A 19,700-nucleotide genomic window follows, 5' to 3' on the forward strand; every position below is an offset into this window, starting at 1 on the left:
CGCCACGCGCGCGGGCGCGCAGCCTGATCTATGACTTTGCCGGGTGAGTCTGAGGTTCATGCTGGTGGCGCGACCTTCGAGAGTGCGTTTATGATCTTGTCCGACGCATCGCCTCGCCGGTCGGTGAGATTACCAAGGAGTTTGAGCGCGAAGCGCATCAGCCTCGGGTGTGGCAACCCGTGCCGCGTCCCGAAGCTCATCACCCCCGGCTTCCCGATCGCCTGGACGAACATCCTGCCAAGCGTGAAATATCCGCCGTAGGCGTCCTTCAACACTTGAGGATAGGTGCGCAGGATCCGTTCCTGCTGCGCGGGGGTCGTTCCGCGCAGAGCCTTGACGATGGTCTCGGCGGCGATCTCGCCGGTCTCCATGGCGTACGCGATGCCCTCGCCGTTGAACGGGTTGATCGCCCCGCCGGAATCGCCGACGAGCACGAGACCGCGGGTGTAGTGGGGCTGGCGGTTGAAGGCCATCGGGAGCGCGGCGCCGCGGATCGGGCCCGTCATGTTCTCCTCGGTGAAGCCCCACTCGGCGGGCATCGCCTTGCACCACCGCTTGAGCAGATCGCGGTAGTCGATGCTCTTGAACTGGTCGCTGGTGTTGAGCAGGCCCAGCCCCACGTTCGCGGTGCCGTCGCCGACGCCGAACACCCAGCCGTAGCCGGGCAGCAGCGTGTCGCCGTCCCACAGCTCCAGCCACGTCTCCAGGTAGTCGTCGTCGTGGCGCGGGCTCTCGAAATAGGTCCGTACGGCCACGCCCATCGGGCGGTCCTCGCGTTTGTGCAGCCCCATGCCCAGGGCCAGCCGGGTGCTGTTGCCGTCGGCGGCCACCACCAGACGGCCGCGGTAGGTCACCCCGTCCTTGGTCGTCACCCCGACCACATGACCGCTGCGGTCGTCAAGCACGGGCCCGGTGACGTTCACACCCTCCATCAGCCGCACCCCCGCCTTGACGGCGTTGGCGGCGAGGATCTGGTCGAAGTCCTGGCGGGTGCGCACGAGGCCGAAGTCGGGGAAGCGCTCCAGCTTCGGCCAGTCGAGCTCGAAGCGGTGCCCGCCACCCACCACCCGCAGGCCCTTGTTCCTGATCCAGCCGGGCGCGTCGATGTCGACACCCATGTTGAGCAGTTGCTTGACCGCTCTGGGGGTCAGCCCGTCGCCGCAGACCTTCTCGCGGGGGAACTTCGTCTTCTCCAGGAGCAGCACGTCGAACCCGGCGAGAGCGAGGTAAAAGGCGGTTGCGGAACCGGCGGGACCGGCGCCGACGACGATGACGTCGGCGTCAGCCTGCATGGCTGCTGGCACGGTCACTGGACTGTCCTGTCCTACACGCTCGAAGGCCTCGGGGTGTGGCGCCTTCGTTCTCTTGTGAACCCCTTCACAAACTTGTCGGCCCGCAGTCTAACGCTTTTCCTGGACAAAGTGTCAGCCGGGGGGCGGTCTTCGCACGAACGAAAACCCTCCGTCGGAGACGAAGGGCCCTGGGTGGTCGCCACGGGGAGATCAGACCTCGAACTCGCGGACGTGCACCGGGCAGACTCCTTCTTGTCACGGATATATCGGAGCCTATCGTGCGGAATGTGACGCCCGTTACAACGGCGACAGCGAATCCGGTCACGCTCCGTAAGCAGAACGCTACACCAGCACGCCCATGAATTCCCGGGAACCATCCCCACCCGAAGCCGCGTCGCCGAGGTGAAGCCCGAACAACGGCTAATTCTCGCGATAAACGCTATCTCTCCCGGCGGTGATATCCGCAGGGCCGGGCCGAGAAGCATTAATGGCGACTCAAGCGGGCTTGAACCCCCGGTGCACCGCGACGATGCCCATGGTGAGGTTGCGCCATGCCACCCGCTCCCAGCCGGCCTCCTGAATGGTGCGCGCGAGCGTCGGCTGATCGGGCCAGTCCCTGATCGACTCGGCCAGATAGGCATAGGAGTCGTCGTTCGATCCGAAGACCGTGGCCACCCTCGGCAGTAGCTTCATCAGATATTCGCGGTAGACCAGGTCGAAGGCGCCGACCCTCACGTGTGAGAACTCCAGGATCACCAGCCGGCCGCCCGGCCTCGTCACGCGCAGCATCTCCCGCAGCGCCTGCGGGGTGTCGTGCACGTTGCGCAGCGCCACCGAGATCGTCACCGCGTCGAAGGCGTCGTCGGCGAACGGCAGCCGCAGCGCGTCACCCGCGATGAACGGGACCCCCGCGCCGCTCAGCGCGTTGCCACCGTGCCGGCGCACCCCCGTGCGCAGCATGCCGAGGGAGAAGTCCGAGGCGATCGCGCGGGCGCCGAGCGTGGTGAACGCGTCGGTGGACGTGCCGGTGCCGGCCCCCAGGTCGAGCACGATCTCGCCGGGCCCGGCGTCGACGGCGGCGGCCACCGCCTTGCGCCAGAAGCGCACCTGCCCCAGGGAGATCACATCATTGACCAGGTCGTAGCGCCGGGCCGTGCGATCGAACATCGCGGCGACCTCATCCGGCTGCTTGTCCAGCTGAGCACGCGTCATGGCCCAAGCCTATGACCATCACGACAATCGACGGAAAGTAGCCGCATGATTACTCACCGTCTGCTAGAAATTGGCGAATGCTTGTACGTGTCGCCCTCGCGGCGATCATCGCCACGGCCCCCGTCGCGCACCCGCGCGTCGTGTCGGCCGACCCGGTCGACACCACCCCGCACGTGCTCGACGGGATCGTCAACTCCATCACCCTGGTCGGCGGCACCGTCGTCGTGGGCGGCTCGTTCAGCGAGGTCGCCGACGCGTCACGGACCCACACCTACACCCGCGACAACGTCTTCGCCTACAGCCTCGCCACGGGACACATCCTGCGCTACTTCGCGCCGCAGGTCGGCGGGACCGTCTACAGCCTGGCCCCCGGCGACGGCGGCACGGTCTACGCCGGCGGCGACTTCCCCTCGGTCAACGGGACGCAGGCCACGGCGCTGGCCAGGCTCAACCTGTACGACGGATCGGTCGTACGCGACTTCACGCCCGGCGTCTCCGGCGGGACGGTGACCACGCTGGCCAGGCGCGGCTCGCAGCTCTACGCGGGCGGCGACTTCACCCGGCCGCGCACGGCCCTGGCCAGGCTCGACGCGTCGACCGGCGCGGCCGACCCGAAGTTCACGATCACGCCGGGGACACCGTTGACGCCCAAGGTGAAGGTCTACGCGCTCGCCGTGACCGCCGAACGGCTCGCGGTCGACGGCACCTTCACCACGCTCGACGGGCTGTCGAGACCGCAGCTCGGGCTGATCGACGTACGCGGCGGAGGGGCCAAGGTGGCCGACTGGCGGACCGAGGCCTACGTCCCCAAGTGCATGGAGGCCTTCCCCTCCTACGTGCGCGGCCTGGATTTCGCGCCCGACGGCAGCTATTTCGCCGTCGTCACCACGGGCGGCCCGATAGGCGGGAAGCGGTTGTGCGACAGCACGGCCAGATTCGAGACGTACGGCAGCGGCGAACGAATCACACCCACCTGGGTCAACAAGACCGGCGGCGACTCGCTCTACGCGGTGGCGGTGACCGGTGCGGCGATCTACGTCGGCGGCCACCAGCGGTGGCTGAACAATCCACTGGGCCACGACTCAGCCGGGCCGGGAGCCGTGCCCCGCGAGGGCATCGGCGCCATTCATCCGCGCACCGGAATGGCGCTGACTTGGAATCCCGGCAGGGAGCGCGGGATCGGGGTCAAGGCATTTCTGGCGCACAGCGGTGGACTACTCGTTGGTAGTGACACAACTCGACTCGGACGGGAGTACCATGCCCGGATTGGCATGTTCCCCCTGCCCTAGTCGCTCTGTGGCTTGGGTCGGTCGATCTTGTCGCTGATGCGTGTGCTAAGAGCGTCACGCTGCTTCGACAGCAAGACGTAGCTGGCTATCCCACTGATCAAGAAAGTCACGATGATCAGTGCCAGTGGGTTTTGCAGGCCAAGCAGGCGCAGGACACCTAGCGTCACGACAAACAGACCGATCCGCGACGCGGTGTAAACGAGAACGGGATGCACAGATCGAGGTTACTCGCCCTGTGTGGACGGTCGCTCTTCGCATCGGGCGCGGGCACTGCTAGTGTTCCCAGTTAGGGTGTTTCGTAAAGAAACACCCACGAGAGCCCCAAAGAGGCTCTATCATATAACAATCGGGCAGTCAGCTGATAACAACCCGTGATCTTTGTCGAAAACCACGGATAAATCAGGCTTCGCTCGACACACTGGTTACCTGTCCGCCCGCTGGCAGGAAGCGGGATGCGAGGGGGAGAGATTGGTGGAGAGTAGCAGCGAGCGTCTGCTGACCCCAGGAGAGGTTGCCGCCCTCTTCCGGGTAGACCCAAAGACGGTTACACGCTGGGCCGCGGCAGGCCGCATCAGTAGTATCCGCACCCCCGGAGGGCATCGGCGGTTCCGCGAGTCGGAAGTGCACGCCCTTCTTCGAGGCGAGGACGTTCTAACGGCCGACAGGTCGGCCGAGTCCCCGCGTTTTTGACGTTCCATCAGACGGTGGTCCTGCACGCAGGATCGCCGTCTCCCCCTGCCCAAGGAACGCCGACTCGGCGTCTGCGCACGGGGTCGGCCTCAGGCGTCTTCCTGTTCCGCCTTGAAGGCCAGGAACTCCCGCTCCAGCTCGTCGTTGTCCGTCAGCCAGCGCCCCCGGCGTTCTGCCGCCTCCTCCTCCGTCAGGGACTCCGGTAGCCACGTGTCGTAGTCGGGATCGCCGGGTTCGAGTTCCACGTACGCGTTGCCGATCAGACGCCCGTCTTCGCTGGTCAGGCTCTGCGGCACGCGCAGGGTCCCGTCAGCGAGCCGGATGACGTACATGGCTGATCACCTAGATTCCGTAGCGCCGGTTGAAGAACAGCATGACGTTGAGCGCGGTGCGGGTGTCGCCGCCCAGCATGTCGACGAGTGCCGGTCGCTGGCGCGAGGCGATCGCGGCGAACGCGTCGGCGAAGAACTCCTTGCGCCCCAGCCCGCCCCCCTGGCGATGGAAGGCGGAGACCAGGAGCGGCGTGATCTCCTCGTACAGCGTCGCGAACTCCCGGGAGTCGGACACCCAATCCCCGTGAGCCGAGTCGACGTCGTCGATGGCGTGCCCGACCTCGTGCATCATCACGTCGGGCGTGGGTGAGGGGCGATCGCCCACCACGATCTTCCCGTCGCCGTAGGCTCCGGCGCAGATGTCCCACGAGGCCCGGCCGGACGGCAGCGGGGCGCCGCGCAGGTAGCCCATGTCGTCCAGGTCCGGCACGCCGCCCGGGCCGACATAGATGCCTTCGAGGCCGTCGGCGAGCTTCTGCTTCAGCAGGTCGGGCAGCCTGGCCAGGCTCTCCACGGCCCGTATGACCTCCCGCGACGGCGGGCCCTCCCGGGCGTCCCACTGGCGGTGCAGGATGGTCTCCAGCTTGCCGCAGTGCCGCAGGCCGTCGCCGAACGAGGGCGCGTCGGGGTGGTTGGGCTGCGCTCTGGGCGCCACGTCGTCGAGCTCGAAGTCCTGCCAGGTGTACTGCGGGCGGTCGACCACGGCCGCCGACAACCGCTCCCCCGCCTCCCATCGCCGCGGCTCCCCGGCTTCGGCGGCGTCCCACTGCTGGAACTCCCCGCCCTCCTGCCGCCGGCGTCGATCGCGCCCGCCCCAGGACCACCTGTCGGACTCGTCTCGCCGCTCGCGGCCCACCCAGCCGAACAGCGCGAAACTCCCCTCACTCCCGATGGAGTCCCGCCCGGCGGGCTCTCGTCCCGGCCACCCGCGGCCCAGGCGCCCGTACCGTTCGGACACCGGATGGCCGTTGGCCGTGTCTTTGGCACCGGCCCGCCATGGCCACACCCGCCGCCCGGAGCCGTCCTCACGTGCCCGGTCCCGCCCGCTGTCCGGCCGTCCGGTCCCCCTGAGCCTGCCGGGGAACGCATGCCGGTCGTTCGTCCAGAAGGATCGGTCCGCGTCGGGGGGCGCCTCACCGCGACGGGAGAAGAGATATGAGCCGCGCCGCCACCAACGACCCCGCCGATGGCGGCCCTTGTCGTTAGAAAAGGCCATCGCACCCCTCAACGCCGTGGAGCGCCCGCGCGCGAGGCACCCGGCCGCCGGGATCGGCGGTCCCAGCGGGCGGACGCCGCTGAATCGTGTCCACCGTACGACGTAGGTCTCTCTGGAGTCATCCGAAATGGGACAACGGAAAAACACGATCACGACGCGAATGGCTTACAGTTCGGACATGGTAGGTGTCGTTATCGGCCTGGCCCTGTTGGCCTTCTGGCTCTACTCGTTGTTCGACGTCATCACCACGCCGGAGGAAGAGGTCAGGAACGTACCAAAGCCGCTCTGGGTGCTCGTCGTCGCGGTGGTGCCCCTGGTGGGCGGGGCCGTCTGGATGCTCCGTGGCCGTCCCCAGCACGACCGTGAGGCCTGGCCGGTGCCCCCGCAACCGGGCACCCGCCGGCGGTCGGCCCCCAAGGGCCCGGACGACGACCCTGAGTTCCTGCGTGACCTCGACCGCCGCATGCGCGGCGAGGACGGTTAGCTCACAGCCCCGAGTAGCTGTGCAGGCCGGAGATGAACATGTTGACGCCCACCAGGTTGAACAGCAGGCAGCCGAACGCCACCAGTTGCACGATCGTCGCCGCGCGGCCGCGCCATCCCGCGGTGACCCGGGCGTGGAGGTAGGCCGCGTAGGCCACCCACGTGATGAAGGCCCAGACCTCCTTGGGGTCCCAGCCCCAGTAGCGGCCCCATGCCCGGTCGGCCCAGAGGGCGCCGGCGATGACGGCGAAGGTCCATACCGGAAAGGCGAAGACGATCGCGCGGTGGGCCACCCGCTCCAGGTCGGCTCGCGACGGCAGCCGTGACGGCCCGTCGCCGCGAATCAGGTAGAGGATGCCCGAGACCCCGCCCAGGACGAACAGGCCGCTCGCCAGGATCGCCGCCGTCACGTGGATGGCGACCCAGTACGAGTTGAGCGCCGGCACGACCGGGCCCGCCGCCGTGTAGAGGACCTTGACCGCGAAGCCGAGGCCCAGCGCGGCCGTCACCATGACGAAGGCGCCGAGGAAGCGGACGTTCTGCCGGAGCTGGGTGCCGAGGAAGGCGGTGACCGCGGCGAAGCAGATGGCCACCACGAACTCGTACATGTTGCCCCACGGCCACCTGTCCACGGCCAGGCCGCGGGTGACGATGGCGAACAGGTTCGCGGTCCAGCCGAGCCAGCCGAACGCCATGGCCAGCCACCCGGCCTTGGGCGCCCAGTGCGGCGGCTCGACGGCCACCGGCCCGCCACCGGGCTCCGCGGCGGCGTCCACGGGGCCGCCCGACGAGCCGACTCCCACGGGCTGCCTGGCGCGGACGGCGGGCGCTTCGGCGCTGGAGCGCCCGAAGGCCAGCTCCAGCGCGAACCCGATCATGGCGGCCAGGTAGAGCAGGACGGCGGCGACGACGAAGAGGTCGCTCACCCCGGCCAGTTGCTGTTCAGCGGGCATCCTTGCCTCCGGCTGATAGGACCTTGACGATGTCGGCGAACTCCTCGGTGAAGCCCGCCGCGGACCCTTCGGTACGGGTCAGGCCGCCTACTTCGGCCACGCCGTCCTTGACCCGCACCCACACCCGGCGGCGGCGGATCGTCAGCGAGCACACGATGCCGGCGACGGCAGCGGCCGCGGCGATCAGGGCGGGCAGCCGCCCCGGGTCGTAGGTGATCTGGAGTGTGATCCACTCCTTCGCCCCGGTGAACTCCAGCTTCCCCGCGCCCTTGGGCAGCTCAAGGGATCCCCCGACCGCGAGGGGCGCGTGGCCGGTGCCCATGACCAGCGGCGTGAGCTTCCGCATCACCTCTGGCGGCGCGAGCTCGTAGACGGACTGCGGCCGGCCGGAGCGTACGCCCAGGTCGCCGGAGAAGGCCCCGAGGAGCTGGACCTGGGGGTTGAGCGCGCCGGGGAAGAGCGAGGCCCCGGCGCCGTCGCTCGTGGGCAGGAAGCGCAGCAGGAAGCCGAGCTGCGACGGCTGGGCGTCGGGCACCTTGACCACGCAGCCCGAGGTGAGCGAGGGCTTGTCCTCGATCAGGCACGGCACGGGCCCTTCGAAGGCCACCTGCCCCTTGCCGTCGGTGACCTTGAAGACAGGCGCGTAGCCGTGGCCGATGAGGTAGGTCTGGGTGCCGTTGATCTCCAGCGGCTCGTTGACCTTGAGCGTGTAGTCGCGCGCGGGTGACCCGGGCGAGTCGTTGACGCTCAGGAAGGCGGAGTAGTCGAGCTCCTGCCCCCTCTTGTCGCCTTCGACCTGGTAGCTCGCCTGGAAGTCCTTGAGCGTGAACGAGAACGGCTCCAGCGACTCCGCCGACACCTGCGTGCCCGGGATGAACCGGTCGTAGGCGGCGACCGTGTTGGCGAAGCCGTCGCCCTCGGCCACCAGCACGTTGCCGCGGTAGCCGTACAGGGAACCGAACCCGACCGCGACGAGCAGCCCGAGCAGGGAGACGTGGAAGAGCAGGTTGCCCGTCTCGCGCAGGTAGCCCTTCTCCGCGGCCACCCAGCCGTCGCCGACGTCGACGCGGAAGCGGAGCCGGCGCAGCCGGCGGGCGGCCTCCTCGACGGTCAGCGGGTCGTCCAGCCGCGAGAAGTACGGCAGGCGCGACAGGTTGCGCGGCGCGGCGGGTGGGCGGCGGCGCAGCTCGCGCACGTAGGTGGCGGTGCGCGGCAGGACGCAGCCGATCAGCGAGGTGAACAGCAGCAGGTAGATCGCGGCGAACCAGGCCGAGGTGAAGACGTCGAAGAGCTGGAAGCGGTCGTACCACTCGGCGAGCGTGGGGTTGTTCTGGAAGAGCTGGGCCACTTTGTCGGGCTCGACGCTGCGCTGCGGCACCAGCGAGCCGGGCACGGACGCCAGCGCGAACAGGAAGAGCAGGATCAGCGCCGTCTTCATCGCGGTGAGCGTGCGCCAGGTCCACCGCAGCCAGCCCACGGGCCCCATGCCGGCGGGTCGCTGCTGCTCCTTTTCGAGCTCGTCGACGGTCATCAGATCACCGGCCGGAAAGCGCCGATCAGACCCTGCATGGTGGCGATCATCTCACCCCAGAGGCCGGTCACCAGCAGGATGCCGACGGCCACCATCATGCCGCCGCCGATCCTGGTGATCAGCCGCGAGTGCTTGCGGATGGCGCGGAAGGTACGCAGCGCCTTGCTGTAGGCGAGGGCGGCGGCCACGAAGGGCAGCCCGAGCCCCAGCGCGTACGCCACGGCGAGCAGCGCGCCGCGCGCGGCGCTGCCCTCGTTCAGCCCGAGCGCGAGCACGACGGCCAGCGTGGGCCCGATGCAGGGCGTCCAGCCCAGCCCGAACACCACGCCCAGCAGCGGCGCCCCGGCCAGCCCCGCCGCGGGCAGCTTGTGGATGCGCACATCGCGCATCAGGCCGGGCAGCACGCCCAGGAAGGCCAGGCCGAGCAGGATCGTCAGCACGCCGAGCACCCGCGTGATCTTCTCCGCGTTGCCCAGCATGACCGAGCCGAGCCCGCCGAACAGGGCGCCGCTGAGCACGAACACCAGCCCGAACCCGGCCACGAACAGCACCGTGCCGAGCACCAGCCGCCCCCGCTTGGGGTCCTCGCTCATGCCCGTCACGTACGACAGGTAGCCCGGGACGAGCGGCAGCACACACGGCGACAGGAAGGAGACCAAACCGGCCAGCACCGCGATGGGCACGGCCAGGAGCAGCGAGCCCGAGGCGACGACGTCATTCATCGCGCACCTTGGTCACCGCGTTCATCAGGTCGGTGTACTTGACCGCGCCAAGCGCCCTGGCGGCGATCTTGCCCTGCGCGTCGATGATCAGCGTGGACGGGATGGCCGCGGGCGGCACCGTGCCCTGGAAGGCCAGCGCGACCTTGCCGGGCTGGTCGAAGATGCTCGGGTAGCCGGTCTGCTCGGTGCGTTCGAACGCCTGCGCGTCGGCCTTGCGGTCCTTGAAGTCGACGCCGAGGAACTCCACGCCGCCCTTGGTCTTGGCGGCGACCTCCTTCAGCATCGGCGCCTCCGCCCGGCACGGCCCGCACCACGACGCCCAGAAGTTGAGCACCACGACCTTGCCCTTGTGCGCGGCGAGCGTCGCGGTCGCGCCGTCAAGGGTCTCCCCGCCGATCGCGGGAGCGGCCTTGCGGTCGGCCACGCCGAACACCTGCATCTTCCCGTCGCCCGCGACGAAACGGGTGTCGCCGGCCTGCGGCTGGCCCGACTGGTTGGTGCCCGCGCAGCCCGCGACCAGCAAGGCCAACAGGACGAGGGTGGTGGACTTGGCGCGCACGGAGGAAGATCTCCTTGTACTACAACCGGTAGAGCTTGCAACTCTACCGGCGAGGTCAGGCGCCCGGCACCGTGGGGCCCGTCGCCAGTGATCCGGCGGGCTCGCTGTAGCCGACACTGACCAGGCGGTCGCCGTCGAAGGTGAGCGTGGTGACGCTGGCCAGCCCGCACTGCCTGCGCCGTGGATCGTGCCAGAGCCGGCGGCCCTCGGCCGCCATCCTGATCGACCAGATCGGCAACTGGTGGCTGACCAGGAGCGCCTCGTGCCCGCGTGCCTCGGCCCTGGCCTCCTCGATGATCGAGCGCATCCGCTTGACGATCACCGGGTACGGCTCGCCCCAGGAGGGGCGCAGCGGGTTCCAGAAGTAGCGGTAGTTCTTCGGGTCGCGCAGGATCGCCAGGCCCTGGCCGACCTTGCGGCCCTGGAGCATGTTGGCGGCCTCGATCAGCCGGTCGTCGGTGCGTACCGGCAGCTCCAGCAGCGCGGCCAGGGGGGCGACGGTCTCCTGGGCGCGTTCGAGCGGTGAGCTGTAGAGGGTGACGATGTCACGGCCCGCCACCGACTTGGCGACCGTCTCGGCCATCAACCGGCCATTCTCGGACAGGTGGTAGCCGGGCAGCCGGCCGTACAGGACGCCTTCGGGGTTGTGCACCTCACCGTGGCGCATCAGGTGAACTACGGTGGTTTCAGCCATGGTGTGGCACAGCCTATCCGCTCCGCCCGCTCCGAGATCTAAGGCGGGTCGTCAGGAGCCCGCGTTCCCCGGGTTTCCGCTGGTCACCGGCTCTGACGGTCTTGACGGCTAGGCGAGCGCCCAGGCGTTCTCCTGGGTACGGCTGGCGTCGGCGAGTGCCTCGACCGCGGCCCTGATCGCGGGGCGGCGGGCCGCGTCGGTCCGCCAGATCACATAGATGCGGCGTGACTGCCGGGGCCTGAGCGGCACCACGGCCACCCCGTCGGGCACGCAGTCGCGCCCCAGCCGGGGGATGATCGCGCAGCCGAGACCGGCGGCCACCAGCGCCATCTGGGTTGGGTATTCGTCGGCCATGCAGGAGATCTCGGGCTCCAGTTGCGCGCTGCGCAGCGTGTAGACGAGCCAGTCGTGGCAGACGGTGCCGGGCGAGGAGCTGATCCACCGCTCGTTGGCGGGCAGCGCGGACAGCGCGATCTCCCTGCTGCCGGCCAGCGGATGGTCCGCGGGGAGCACGACGTCGGCGATGTCGTCGAGCAGCGTCGTCCTGGACAGCCCCTCGGGCAGGGCCATCGGCCGGTTCAGCCAGTCCTGGATGACGCCCAGGTCGAGCTCGCCCCTGGCCACGTCGCGCACGATGCGCTCCGGCTCGCGCTCGGCGAGCTGGATGTGCAGGTCGGGATGGCGCTGCTTGAGCGCGGTCAGAGCGGCGGGCATCAGCCCGCGGGTCGCCGTCGGGAACGAGGACATGTTCAGCCGCCCCACGACCTCGCCGCGCAGCGCCTCGAAGTCCGCCTCCGCGGTCTCCACCAGCGCCAGGATCCGCTCGGCGTGGTCGGCGAGCAGCCCGGCCGCGTCGGTCAGCCGCACGCCGCGCCCGTTGCGCTCCATGAGCCGGGCGCCGGTCTCACGCTCCAGCTTGGCGATCTGCTGCGACACGGCCGACGGCGTGACCATCAGCGCGTCGGCCGCGGCGCCCACCGAACCGTAGATGTGCACAGCGTGAAGGGCCTTGAGGCGGTTCAAGTCCAACATGTAAGCCAGTCTAAAGGGTTTAGCGTAGAAAGTCTCGCTTGTGCTTGACTCTGTAGCAGGAGAAAATATATGCATGAGAAACAACAAGGCGCAGAAGCAGCAGCAGACCAGCATCTCCTACCTCAAGACCCTCGCCGAGCAGGCTCGTGACCTGCGCGTCCGCTACCAGAAGCCGGCCGCCAAGTAAGCAGCTAGAGGACCGCCGCGGCAGCCTTGGCGGCTGCCGGCAGCGCGTCGGCGACCCGGTCGAGTGACTCGTCGTCGTGAGAGGCCGACAGGAACCAGGCCTCGTACGCGGAGGGCGGCAGGTAGACCCCCCGATCCAGCATCGCGTGGAAGAAGGCGGTGAAGGCCGATGTGTTCTGGGCCCGAGCGTCGTCGAAGTTCGTCACCGGCGCATCCGTGAAGAACACCGAGAACAGGCTCCCCGCCCGCTGCAGCCGGTGCGGCACGCCTGCCGCGGTCAGCGCGTCGGAGGCGGCCTGGCCGACCGCCAGCGCTGCCGCGTCCACCCTGGCGTAGGAGCCGGCGTCGAGCGCGCGCAGCGTGGCCAGACCCGCGGCGCAGGCGAGCGGGTTTCCCGACAGCGTGCCCGCCTGGTAGACCGGTCCTTCCGGTGCCAGGCAGGACATCACGTCGGCCCGCCCGCCGAAGGCCGCCGTCGGCAACCCACCGCCCATGACCTTGCCGAACGTCATCAGGTCGGCGTCGACCGGGTCGAGGCCGTACCAGCCCGCGGCTGAGACGCGGAACCCGGTCAGCACCTCATCCATGATCAGCAGCGCGCCGTTGGCCGTGCAGAGCTCGCGCAGGCGGGCGTTGAAGCCGTCGAGCGGCGGCACCACACCCATGTTGGCCGGGCAGGCCTCGGTGATGACACAGGCGATCCGCCCATCGTTCTCGGCCGACGCGAACGCCTGCTCCACCGCGCCGATGTCGTTGTACGGCAGCACGATGGTGTCGGCCGCCGACGCCCCCGTCACGCCCGGCGTGTCGGGCAGCCCGAACGTGACCACGCCCGACCCCGCCGAGGCCAGCAGCGCGTCGACATGACCGTGGTAGCACCCGGCGAACTTGACCACCTTGGAGCGCCCGGTGAACCCGCGGGCCAGCCGCACCGCGCTCATCGTCGCCTCGGTGCCCGAGCTGACCAGGCGCACCTTCTCCACGGGCGCCACCCTGGCGACGATCTCCTCGGCCAGCTCGACCTCGCCCGGCGTGGCGGTGCCGTAGGAGAGGCTGTGGGACAGCGCCGACGAGACGGCGTCGATGACGGCGGGATGGCGGTGGCCCAGGATCATCGGGCCCCACGAGCAGACCAGGTCGACGTAGCGGTTGCCGTCGACGTCAGTGAGGTAGGGGCCCTGCCCTGAGGCCATGAAACGGGGCGTGCCACCGACCGCGCCGAACGCGCGGACCGGGGAGTTGACGCCACCCGGGATGATGGCGCGGGCGCGGGCGAACAGGTCCTCGGAGTTCTGTGTACGGCTCACGCGAACCAGGTTAGTCCTGGACCACGACGGCCTAGTCGGCGAGCCAGTCGAGGATGCGCAGCGGGTCGGGCAGCGGGCGGCCGTCGGGCGGGCGCAGCCAGGAGACGGGCTGACCGGTGGGGAGCGTGGAGGGCGGCGCCAGGACATAGCTGTCGCGGCAGTGCCAGCGCAGGCCCGGATTGTCCTCGATGGTGCCGGGGTCACAGTCGAGCTGGCAGGACCACCACTCGTCCTCGTCGTCGGGATTGCCGCGAGTGGCCACATAAAACAGAACCCGGTCGCCGTTGGCGGCGACCGGGCCTGAATGCGCTGCGGCGCCGTCGATCCGGGTGAGGGCCGACAGGCCGGTGTCGAGCGGTACGTCGAAGACATCGAACACGCGCCCGGTCGGCAGAATCACGTTGGCCTCGGGATCGGCCTGCCACCAGCGCGTGAGCTGGGTGGCGTCCGTCGTGGCCTGCACGTTCCAGGCGGGCGACAAGGGGTGCGCGCCCGGGTCGGGACACCCGAGGCGGTCACAGGAGCAGGAGCGGGCGCCTTGGCGCAGCGGGTGGGCACCCGGCACGCTCGGCCATCCGAGAGCGGCATAGCCCAGCACGGAGTCGATCCGTGTCGGGCGCGACCGTTTTCTGGTACGCCGAGCGAGTGGTACCCCCACCATGGTGTCTCCCGTCGAGTCCAAGTGCCTGAAGAGGTCCCGGCTCCTGGCTGCTAGCACACGCGGGACACACCAGCACTTGTTATCTCAGTCTAACGCACAGGTCCCAGGCACGACGGGAAACCCTCTGGTTCACAGACGTCGCGCCACCTCAGTGGCCCAGTAGGTGAGGATCAGGTCGGCGCCCGCGCGCTTGATCGAGACCAGCGACTCCATGATCATCCGGTCGCGGTCGATCCAGCCGTTGGCCGCCGCGGCCTCGATCATCGCGTACTCGCCGCTCACCTGGTAGGCCGCCACCGGCACGTCGACCTCGTCGCGGAACTGCTTGATGACGTCCAGGTAGGCCAGCGCCGGCTTGACCATCACGATGTCGGCGCCCTCGGCGAGGTCGAGTCGCACCTCGCGCAGCGCCTCCTCCAGCGGCCCGGCCGGGTCCTGCTGATGGGTGCTGCGGTCGCCGAACTGCGGCGCGCACTCGGCGGCGTCACGGAACGGGCCGAAGAAGGCGGAGGCGTACTTGGCGGTGTAGGCGAGGATCGGCACGTCATGGAAGCCGTCGGCGTCGAGCGCCGCCCTGATGGCCCCGACCTGGCCGTCCATCATGCCGCTCGGCGCGATCATCTGGGATCCCGCCCTGGCCTGGGCGACCGCGATCGACGCGTAGCGCTCCAGCGTCGCGTCGTTGTCGACGTCGCCGGCCGCGGTCAGCACGCCACAGTGACCGTGGTCGGTGAACTCGTCGAGGCAGGTGTCGGCCATGACCACCACCGCGTCACCCACCTCCTCGGACACCTCGCGCAGCGCGACCTGCAAGATGCCCTCAGGGTCGTCGGCCGCCGAGCCGCGCGCGTCCTTCACGGCGGGGATGCCGAACAGGATCAGCCCCGACACCCCGGCGTCAGCCGCCTCGTGGGCGGCCTTGCGCAGTGAGTCGCGGGTGTGCTGGAACACACCGGGCATCGAGGCGACCGGCTGCGGCTGGTCGATGCCCTCCTTGACGAACATCGGCAGGATCAGGTCCGCGGGATGCAGCCTGGTGCCCGCCACCATGCGCCGGAACGCGGGACTGCGGCGGAGCCTGCGCGGGCGGGCGGCAGGGTACTCGGCACTCACTTTGCCCTCCTTCTGGCGCCTCTGCGGTTCTGCGACGGCCGGCGCGGGCTGTCGCCCGCGGCGAGGGCCGCCTGGCGCTGCTTGGCGCCGTACGCGGCCACCGCGGCGGCCAGGGCGGACGCCGACGGCCTGTCGGCCATGACGTCGACCCGCAGCCCGAACTCCTCGGCGGTCTTCGCGGTCTGCGGCCCGATGACCGCGATCACGGTGACGTTGTGCGGCTTGCCGGCGATGCCGACAAGGTTGCGCACGGTCGAGGAGGAGGTGAAGAGCACCGCGTCGAACCCGCCGCCCTTGATCGCCTCGCGGGTCGCGGCGGGGGGCGGTGCGGCTCGTACGGTGCGGTAGGCCGTGACGTCGTCGCACTCCCAGCCTAGCTCCGTGAGCCCGGCGACGAGGGTGTCTGTGGAAATGTCGGCCCGCGGCAGGAGCACCCGGTTGATCGGGTCGAGCATCGAGTCGTACGGCGGCCACTCGGCCACCAGGCCCTCCGACGACTGCTCGCCCGAGGGCAGCAGGTCGGGCTTGACGCCGAACTCGACCAGGGCCCGCGCGGTGGCGTCGCCCACGGCGGCCACCTTCAGCCCGGCGAAGGCGCGGGCGTCGAGGCCGTACTCCTCGAACTTCTCACGCACCGCCTTGACCGCGTTGGAGCTGGTGAACGCCACCCACTCGTAGCGTCCGGTGACCAGGCCCTTGATCGCGCGGTCCATCTGCTGCGGCGTGCGCGGCGGCTCGACCGAGATGGTCGGCACCTCCTCCGGCACGGCGCCGTAGGAGGCGAGCTGCTCGGACAGGCTCTTGGACTGCTCCTTGGTGCGCGGCACCAGCACCCGCCAGCCGAACAGCGGCTTGGTCTCGAACCACGACAGCTTGTCGCGCTGCCCGACCGCGTCGCCGACGACGATCAGCGCGGGCTCGGTGAAGCCCGCGTGCTTGAGGTCGGCCTGCAGCCTGGCCAGCGTCGAGACGACGGTGTACTGCTCGGTCGTGGTGCCGCTGCTGCTGACCGCGACGGGCGTGCTGTCGGGCTTGCCACCCGCCACCAGCGCCTTGCCGATCGAGACGGCCCCGGCGATGCCGTTGTAGATGACCAGCGTGCCCTTGCAGGCGGCGTGGGCGGCCCAGTCCTGCTCGTGCGCGGCGTCGACGATCCGGAACTCCGGCGTATCCGCCGCCGCGGGGATGCCCGCGTAAGTGAGTACGGCGGTCGCGGGTGGCACGCCGGGCACGATCTCGAAGTCCACCTCCGCCGCGGCGGCGGCCGCGACCTCCTCGGTGATCGAGCGAGCGATCGAGGAGAACAGCATCGGGTCGCCCTCGCACAGGCGTACGACGAACTGCCCGGCCTTGGCGCGCTTGACGAGGTCGCCGGTCGCGACCTCCACGCCTTCGCGGCAATGGCGCAGGAACGAGCCGAACAGCTCCTCGTCGAGCGCGACCGCGTCGGCCTTGGCGAGCAGTTCGGCGCCGCGGAGCGTGAGGAGGTTCGGATCGCCGGGGCCCGCGCCCACGAACGCGAGGAAACCGGAGGTTGGACTATCGGAGCTCAACGGGATTGCTCCCCCATCAATCTGTCGGCCCCTTCGGAGATCATCTCGGCAGCGAGGAGCTGGCCGAGATTCACAGACTCGGAAGGAGAGCCGGCGGCGGACTTGCGCACCGCCTGCTGGCCGTCCAGAGAGACGACCACGGCGGTGAGGTTCAGGGTCTGCCCGTCATCGACGGCGAAAGCACCCACGGGGGCCGAGCAGCCGGCCTCGAGAGCGGACAGGACGGTGCGCTCGGCCGTCACCGCGGAGCGCGTCCGCGGGTCGTCGAGCACACCGAGGAAGGAGATCAGGTCGGCGCGGTCGGAGAGGCACTCCACGGCCAGGGCGCCCTGGCCCGGCGCGGGCAGCAGCTCCTCGACCTCGAAGATCTGCGCGATCTCCGCGTCCCTGCCGATCCTGGTCAGGCCCGCCGAGGCGAGCACGACCGCGTCGAGCTCGCCGGCGGTGACCTTGCCGATCCGGGTGTCGGCGTTGCCGCGGATCGGGACGTACTCGAGATCGGGCCGCAGCGCCCTGAGCATGGCGATCCGGCGCGGCGACCCGGTGCCGACCCTGGCCCCGGCGGGCAGGTCGGCAAACTTGGCATGGCCGACCAGCGCGTCGCGGTGGTCGTGCCGGGCCGGGATGGCGGCCAGCGTCACCTGCGGGTCCTGCTTGGTCGGCAGGTCCTTCAGCGAGTGGACGGCGAAGTCGATCTCACCCTCGATCAGCTTGTCCCGCAGGGCACTGACGAACACACCCGTGCCGCCGAGCTGCGCGAGCTGAGCCTTGGTCACGTCACCGAACGTGGTGACGCCGACCAGCTCGACCGCGCGCCCGGTGCGTTCGGTGTAGGAGTCGGCGACCATCTGCGACTGCGTGGTCGCCATCAGGCTGCGCCGGGTGCCCAAGCGCAGTGTCACAACTCCACCTCCCTGACGGCATCGGGCATCTTCGGATCGAGGTCGAACAGCTCACGCAGCGCTTCGGCATAATGATCGCCTCCCGGGCTGGTGGCGAGCTGTTTGACACGCACAGTGGGCTCATGAAGCAGCTTGTCGACCACCCGCTGCACGGTCTGCGCCACCTCGTCCCTGGCCTTGCGGTCGAGGTGGGGCATGCGCATCAGGAGCCTGCCCAGCTCGGCCTCGACCACGGTCGCCGCCTTGCTGCGCAGCGCCACCACGGTCGGGGTGACCTTGGCGGCCCGCTCAGCGGTGAGGAACGCGGCCAGCTCCTCGGTGACGAGCCTGCGCACCGAGTCGACCGTGTCGCCCTCCCGCCAGCCTATGCCCGATTCCTGGATGGTCTCCAAGTCGACCAGCGTGACTCCGGGCACCTCGCGCACGGCGGGGTCGATGTCGTGCGGCAGCGCCAGGTCCAGCAAGAACGTGCCCGTGGGGACTATGTCGGGGGTGATGACGTGCCGCCCGCCGCCCGTGCAGGTGATGACGATGTCGGCCGCCGCCAGCTCTCGGGGAACCGCGGAGAACTCCACCGCCCGGCCGCCGACCGAGGCCGCCAGCCGTACACCGCGCTCGAAGGTGCGGTTGGCCACCACGATGTCGGTCACGCCCGCGCGGGCCAGCGTGGTGGCGGCCAGCGAGCTCATCGAGCCCGCGCCGACCACCAGCGCCCGGCGCCCGGCGAGGTCGCCCGCCAGCGCCAGGCCGGCCGTGACGAGCGAGGCGCCCGCCTGGTCGATGTCCGTGTCGGCGTGGGCGCGCTTGCCGACCCGCAGCGCCTGCTGCACCAGCTCGTTGAGGGTGGCGCCGACCGTGCCCTGCTTCTGCGCCAGCGTGAGCGCCCTGCGGACCTGGCCGAGGATCTGGCCCTCGCCGACGACCATGGAGTCGAGGCCGCAGGCCATCGAGAACAGGTGCTCGATGGCCTGGTCTTCGTAGTGGACGTACAGGTGCGGTGTCAGCTCCTCCACGGGAACGCCCGAGTGGACGCTCAGCAGCCGGCTGATCCCGGTGAGGGCGCCGTGGAAGCGGTCGACGGCCGCGTAGATCTCGACCCTGTTGCAGGTCGAGACCACCATCGCCTCAGAGACGCACACGTCCTGCTGAACGTCGTGCAGAAGCTTGACGAGCGCCTCGCCGGATACGGATACGCGCTCGAGCATGGACACCGGAGCTGTCCGGTGGCTGATTCCGACGGTCAGAACACTCATTGACTGTCCACGGCCATAAGTGGCCCCCCTGCTTTGCGCTGCTCATGGAACGCAAGGATCTGCAGTTCTATTGATAGGTCAACTTTACGGACATCCACGCCATCTGGTACAGAAAGCACTACGGGTGCGAAGTTCAGGATGCTGGTCACTCCGGCCGCCACCACACGATCGCAGACTTCCTGCGCCGCCATCGCGGGTGTCGCCAGAACCACGATCGAGACTCCACGCCGTTCGATGACGGATTCAAGGACGTCTATGTGCTCAACATTCAACCCCGCTATGTCGTCGCCCACGACTTCGGGGTCGGCGTCGAGCAGCCCGGCGACGCGGAAGCCCCGGGACACGAAACCGCCGTAGTTGGCCAGCGCCCGGCCCAGGTTGCCGACTCCGACGATGGCGACCGCCCAGTCCTGGGTCAGGCCCAGCTCGCGGGAGATCTGGTAGACGAGGTACTCGACGTCGTAGCCGACGCCGCGCGTGCCGTACGACCCGAGGTGGGACAGGTCTTTACGGAGCTTGGCGGAGTTGACTCCGGCGGCCATGGCCAGATCCTCGGAGCTGACGGTCGCGACACCGCGTTCGGCCATCCCGTTCAACGCCCGCAGGTACAACGGGAGCCGGGCGACCGTTGCCTCGGGGATCCCGCGGTCACGGGATTGGGACGGGCTCTTCACGTGCCGGAGCTCCAGGGGACGAGCGGCCTCCCGGCCGCGTGAATGG

21 protein-coding genes are annotated in these 19,700 nt (G+C 69.6%); 3 read left to right on the plus strand and 18 right to left on the minus strand.

Going from position 1 to position 19,700, the window contains the following annotated elements; all coding sequences use genetic code 11:
• Positions 1 to 56: 56 nt before the first annotated feature.
• Complete coding sequence (locus KLK06_RS38845) at positions 57 to 1,292, minus strand: geranylgeranyl reductase family protein (protein ID WP_214640706.1); 1,236 nt, start codon at positions 1,290 to 1,292, stop codon at positions 57 to 59.
• A 495-nt stretch (positions 1,293 to 1,787) separates the two neighbouring features.
• Positions 1,788 to 2,504 (minus strand): demethylmenaquinone methyltransferase, encoded by a 717-nt coding sequence (locus KLK06_RS38850; protein ID WP_214640646.1) that lies wholly within the window; start codon positions 2,502 to 2,504, stop codon positions 1,788 to 1,790.
• A gap of 77 nt (positions 2,505 to 2,581) precedes the next feature.
• Here KLK06_RS38850 and KLK06_RS38855 point away from each other — a divergent pair, with 77 nt between their 5' ends.
• The gene (locus KLK06_RS38855) at positions 2,582 to 3,793 is read left to right on the plus strand and encodes a hypothetical protein (protein WP_214640647.1); all 1,212 of its coding nucleotides are present in this window, start codon (positions 2,582 to 2,584) and stop codon (positions 3,791 to 3,793) included.
• Here KLK06_RS38855 and KLK06_RS38860 read toward each other — a convergent pair.
• Positions 3,790 to 4,008, minus strand: coding sequence for a DUF4229 domain-containing protein (locus tag KLK06_RS38860; RefSeq protein ID WP_214640648.1), 219 nt, complete (start codon positions 4,006 to 4,008; stop codon positions 3,790 to 3,792). The genes KLK06_RS38855 and KLK06_RS38860 overlap by 4 nt on opposite strands.
• A 256-nt stretch (positions 4,009 to 4,264) precedes the next feature.
• On the opposite strand from KLK06_RS38860, the gene KLK06_RS38865 reads away from it, so the two are divergent.
• Entirely contained in the window at positions 4,265 to 4,483 is a 219-nt protein-coding gene (locus tag KLK06_RS38865) for a BldC family transcriptional regulator (protein WP_214640649.1), read from the plus strand.
• 89 nt (positions 4,484 to 4,572) lie between these two features.
• On the opposite strand, the gene KLK06_RS38870 is transcribed toward KLK06_RS38865, so the two are convergent.
• Positions 4,573 to 4,815, minus strand: coding sequence for a hypothetical protein (locus KLK06_RS38870; protein ID WP_214640650.1), 243 nt, complete (start codon positions 4,813 to 4,815; stop codon positions 4,573 to 4,575).
• A 10-nt stretch (positions 4,816 to 4,825) separates the two neighbouring features.
• Entirely contained in the window at positions 4,826 to 6,031 is a 1,206-nt protein-coding gene (locus tag KLK06_RS38875; RefSeq protein ID WP_250906663.1) for a hypothetical protein, read from the minus strand.
• A gap of 178 nt (positions 6,032 to 6,209) precedes the next feature.
• Between KLK06_RS38875 and KLK06_RS38880 the strand changes: the two genes are divergently transcribed.
• Positions 6,210 to 6,515: a PLDc N-terminal domain-containing protein gene (locus KLK06_RS38880; RefSeq protein WP_214640651.1), complete on the plus strand. Its 306-nt coding sequence runs from the start codon at positions 6,210 to 6,212 to the stop codon at positions 6,513 to 6,515.
• 1 nt (position 6,516) lies between these two features.
• Here KLK06_RS38880 and ccsB read toward each other — a convergent pair whose 3' ends face one another.
• The 13 genes from ccsB to KLK06_RS38945 form a co-directional block, all read right to left on the minus strand.
• Positions 6,517 to 7,467, minus strand: a complete 951-nt coding sequence (gene ccsB / locus KLK06_RS38885) for a c-type cytochrome biogenesis protein CcsB (RefSeq protein WP_214640652.1) — start codon at positions 7,465 to 7,467, stop codon at positions 6,517 to 6,519.
• Positions 7,457 to 8,998: a cytochrome c biogenesis protein ResB gene (locus KLK06_RS38890; protein ID WP_214640653.1), complete on the minus strand. Its 1,542-nt coding sequence runs from the start codon at positions 8,996 to 8,998 to the stop codon at positions 7,457 to 7,459. Before KLK06_RS38890 ends, ccsB begins: the two co-directional genes overlap by 11 nt.
• Entirely contained in the window at positions 8,998 to 9,720 is a 723-nt protein-coding gene (locus KLK06_RS38895) for a cytochrome c biogenesis CcdA family protein (protein WP_214640654.1), read from the minus strand. The genes KLK06_RS38890 and KLK06_RS38895 overlap by 1 nt, the downstream gene beginning before the upstream one ends.
• On the minus strand, positions 9,713 to 10,279 hold the full coding sequence (locus KLK06_RS38900) for a TlpA disulfide reductase family protein (protein WP_214640655.1): 567 nt from the start codon (positions 10,277 to 10,279) through the stop codon (positions 9,713 to 9,715). Before KLK06_RS38900 ends, KLK06_RS38895 begins: the two co-directional genes overlap by 8 nt.
• A gap of 55 nt (positions 10,280 to 10,334) precedes the next feature.
• Positions 10,335 to 10,973, minus strand: a complete 639-nt coding sequence (locus KLK06_RS38905) for a histidine phosphatase family protein (RefSeq protein ID WP_214640656.1) — start codon at positions 10,971 to 10,973, stop codon at positions 10,335 to 10,337.
• Between the two features lie 108 nt (positions 10,974 to 11,081).
• Positions 11,082 to 12,005: a LysR family transcriptional regulator gene (locus KLK06_RS38910; protein ID WP_214640657.1), complete on the minus strand. Its 924-nt coding sequence runs from the start codon at positions 12,003 to 12,005 to the stop codon at positions 11,082 to 11,084.
• Between the two features lie 191 nt (positions 12,006 to 12,196).
• Entirely contained in the window at positions 12,197 to 13,498 is a 1,302-nt protein-coding gene (hemL, locus tag KLK06_RS38915) for a glutamate-1-semialdehyde 2,1-aminomutase (RefSeq protein WP_308168653.1), read from the minus strand.
• A gap of 31 nt (positions 13,499 to 13,529) precedes the next feature.
• Positions 13,530 to 14,159 (minus strand): bifunctional DNA primase/polymerase, encoded by a 630-nt coding sequence (locus KLK06_RS38920; RefSeq protein WP_214640659.1) that lies wholly within the window; start codon positions 14,157 to 14,159, stop codon positions 13,530 to 13,532.
• Positions 14,160 to 14,288: 129 nt separating this feature from the next.
• Positions 14,289 to 15,272 (minus strand): porphobilinogen synthase, encoded by a 984-nt coding sequence (hemB, locus tag KLK06_RS38925; protein ID WP_214640660.1) that lies wholly within the window; start codon positions 15,270 to 15,272, stop codon positions 14,289 to 14,291.
• Positions 15,269 to 16,825: a bifunctional uroporphyrinogen-III C-methyltransferase/uroporphyrinogen-III synthase gene (locus KLK06_RS38930; RefSeq protein WP_250906664.1), complete on the minus strand. Its 1,557-nt coding sequence runs from the start codon at positions 16,823 to 16,825 to the stop codon at positions 15,269 to 15,271. Before KLK06_RS38930 ends, hemB begins: the two co-directional genes overlap by 4 nt.
• Positions 16,822 to 17,727 (minus strand): hydroxymethylbilane synthase, encoded by a 906-nt coding sequence (gene hemC, locus KLK06_RS38935; protein ID WP_308168654.1) that lies wholly within the window; start codon positions 17,725 to 17,727, stop codon positions 16,822 to 16,824. The genes KLK06_RS38930 and hemC overlap by 4 nt, the downstream gene beginning before the upstream one ends.
• Positions 17,724 to 18,980, minus strand: coding sequence for a glutamyl-tRNA reductase (locus tag KLK06_RS38940; RefSeq protein ID WP_214640661.1), 1,257 nt, complete (start codon positions 18,978 to 18,980; stop codon positions 17,724 to 17,726). The genes hemC and KLK06_RS38940 overlap by 4 nt, the downstream gene beginning before the upstream one ends.
• On the minus strand, positions 18,977 to 19,654 hold the full coding sequence (locus tag KLK06_RS38945) for a redox-sensing transcriptional repressor Rex (RefSeq protein ID WP_214640662.1): 678 nt from the start codon (positions 19,652 to 19,654) through the stop codon (positions 18,977 to 18,979). The genes KLK06_RS38940 and KLK06_RS38945 overlap by 4 nt, the downstream gene beginning before the upstream one ends.
• Positions 19,655 to 19,700 lie beyond the last annotated feature (46 nt).

The organism is Nonomuraea sp. NEAU-A123 (assembly GCF_018603905.1).
GTDB lineage: Bacteria > Actinomycetota > Actinomycetes > Streptosporangiales > Streptosporangiaceae > Nonomuraea.

What these genes read in the sequence shown, in the direction of transcription:
- KLK06_RS38910 (WP_214640657.1), bottom strand. Translation starts at nt 12,005, where the DNA reads ATGTTGGACTTGAACCGCCTCAAGGCCCTTCACGCTGTGCACATCTAC.
- KLK06_RS38870 (WP_214640650.1), bottom strand. Translation starts at nt 4,815, where the DNA reads ATGTACGTCATCCGGCTCGCTGACGGGACCCTGCGCGTGCCGCAGAGC.
- KLK06_RS38940 (WP_214640661.1), bottom strand. Translation starts at nt 18,980, where the DNA reads ATGAGTGTTCTGACCGTCGGAATCAGCCACCGGACAGCTCCGGTGTCC.
- KLK06_RS38845 (WP_214640706.1), bottom strand. Translation starts at nt 1,292, where the DNA reads ATGCAGGCTGACGCCGACGTCATCGTCGTCGGCGCCGGTCCCGCCGGT.
- KLK06_RS38875 (WP_250906663.1), bottom strand. Translation starts at nt 6,031, where the DNA reads ATGGCCTTTTCTAACGACAAGGGCCGCCATCGGCGGGGTCGTTGGTGG.
- KLK06_RS38920 (WP_214640659.1), bottom strand. Translation starts at nt 14,159, where the DNA reads ATGGTGGGGGTACCACTCGCTCGGCGTACCAGAAAACGGTCGCGCCCG.
- KLK06_RS38880 (WP_214640651.1), top strand. Translation starts at nt 6,210, where the DNA reads ATGGTAGGTGTCGTTATCGGCCTGGCCCTGTTGGCCTTCTGGCTCTAC.
- KLK06_RS38895 (WP_214640654.1), bottom strand. Translation starts at nt 9,720, where the DNA reads ATGAATGACGTCGTCGCCTCGGGCTCGCTGCTCCTGGCCGTGCCCATC.
- KLK06_RS38905 (WP_214640656.1), bottom strand. Translation starts at nt 10,973, where the DNA reads ATGGCTGAAACCACCGTAGTTCACCTGATGCGCCACGGTGAGGTGCAC.
- KLK06_RS38850 (WP_214640646.1), bottom strand. Translation starts at nt 2,504, where the DNA reads ATGACGCGTGCTCAGCTGGACAAGCAGCCGGATGAGGTCGCCGCGATG.
- ccsB (WP_214640652.1), bottom strand. Translation starts at nt 7,467, where the DNA reads ATGCCCGCTGAACAGCAACTGGCCGGGGTGAGCGACCTCTTCGTCGTC.
- KLK06_RS38890 (WP_214640653.1), bottom strand. Translation starts at nt 8,998, where the DNA reads ATGACCGTCGACGAGCTCGAAAAGGAGCAGCAGCGACCCGCCGGCATG.
- KLK06_RS38855 (WP_214640647.1), top strand. Translation starts at nt 2,582, where the DNA reads ATGCTTGTACGTGTCGCCCTCGCGGCGATCATCGCCACGGCCCCCGTC.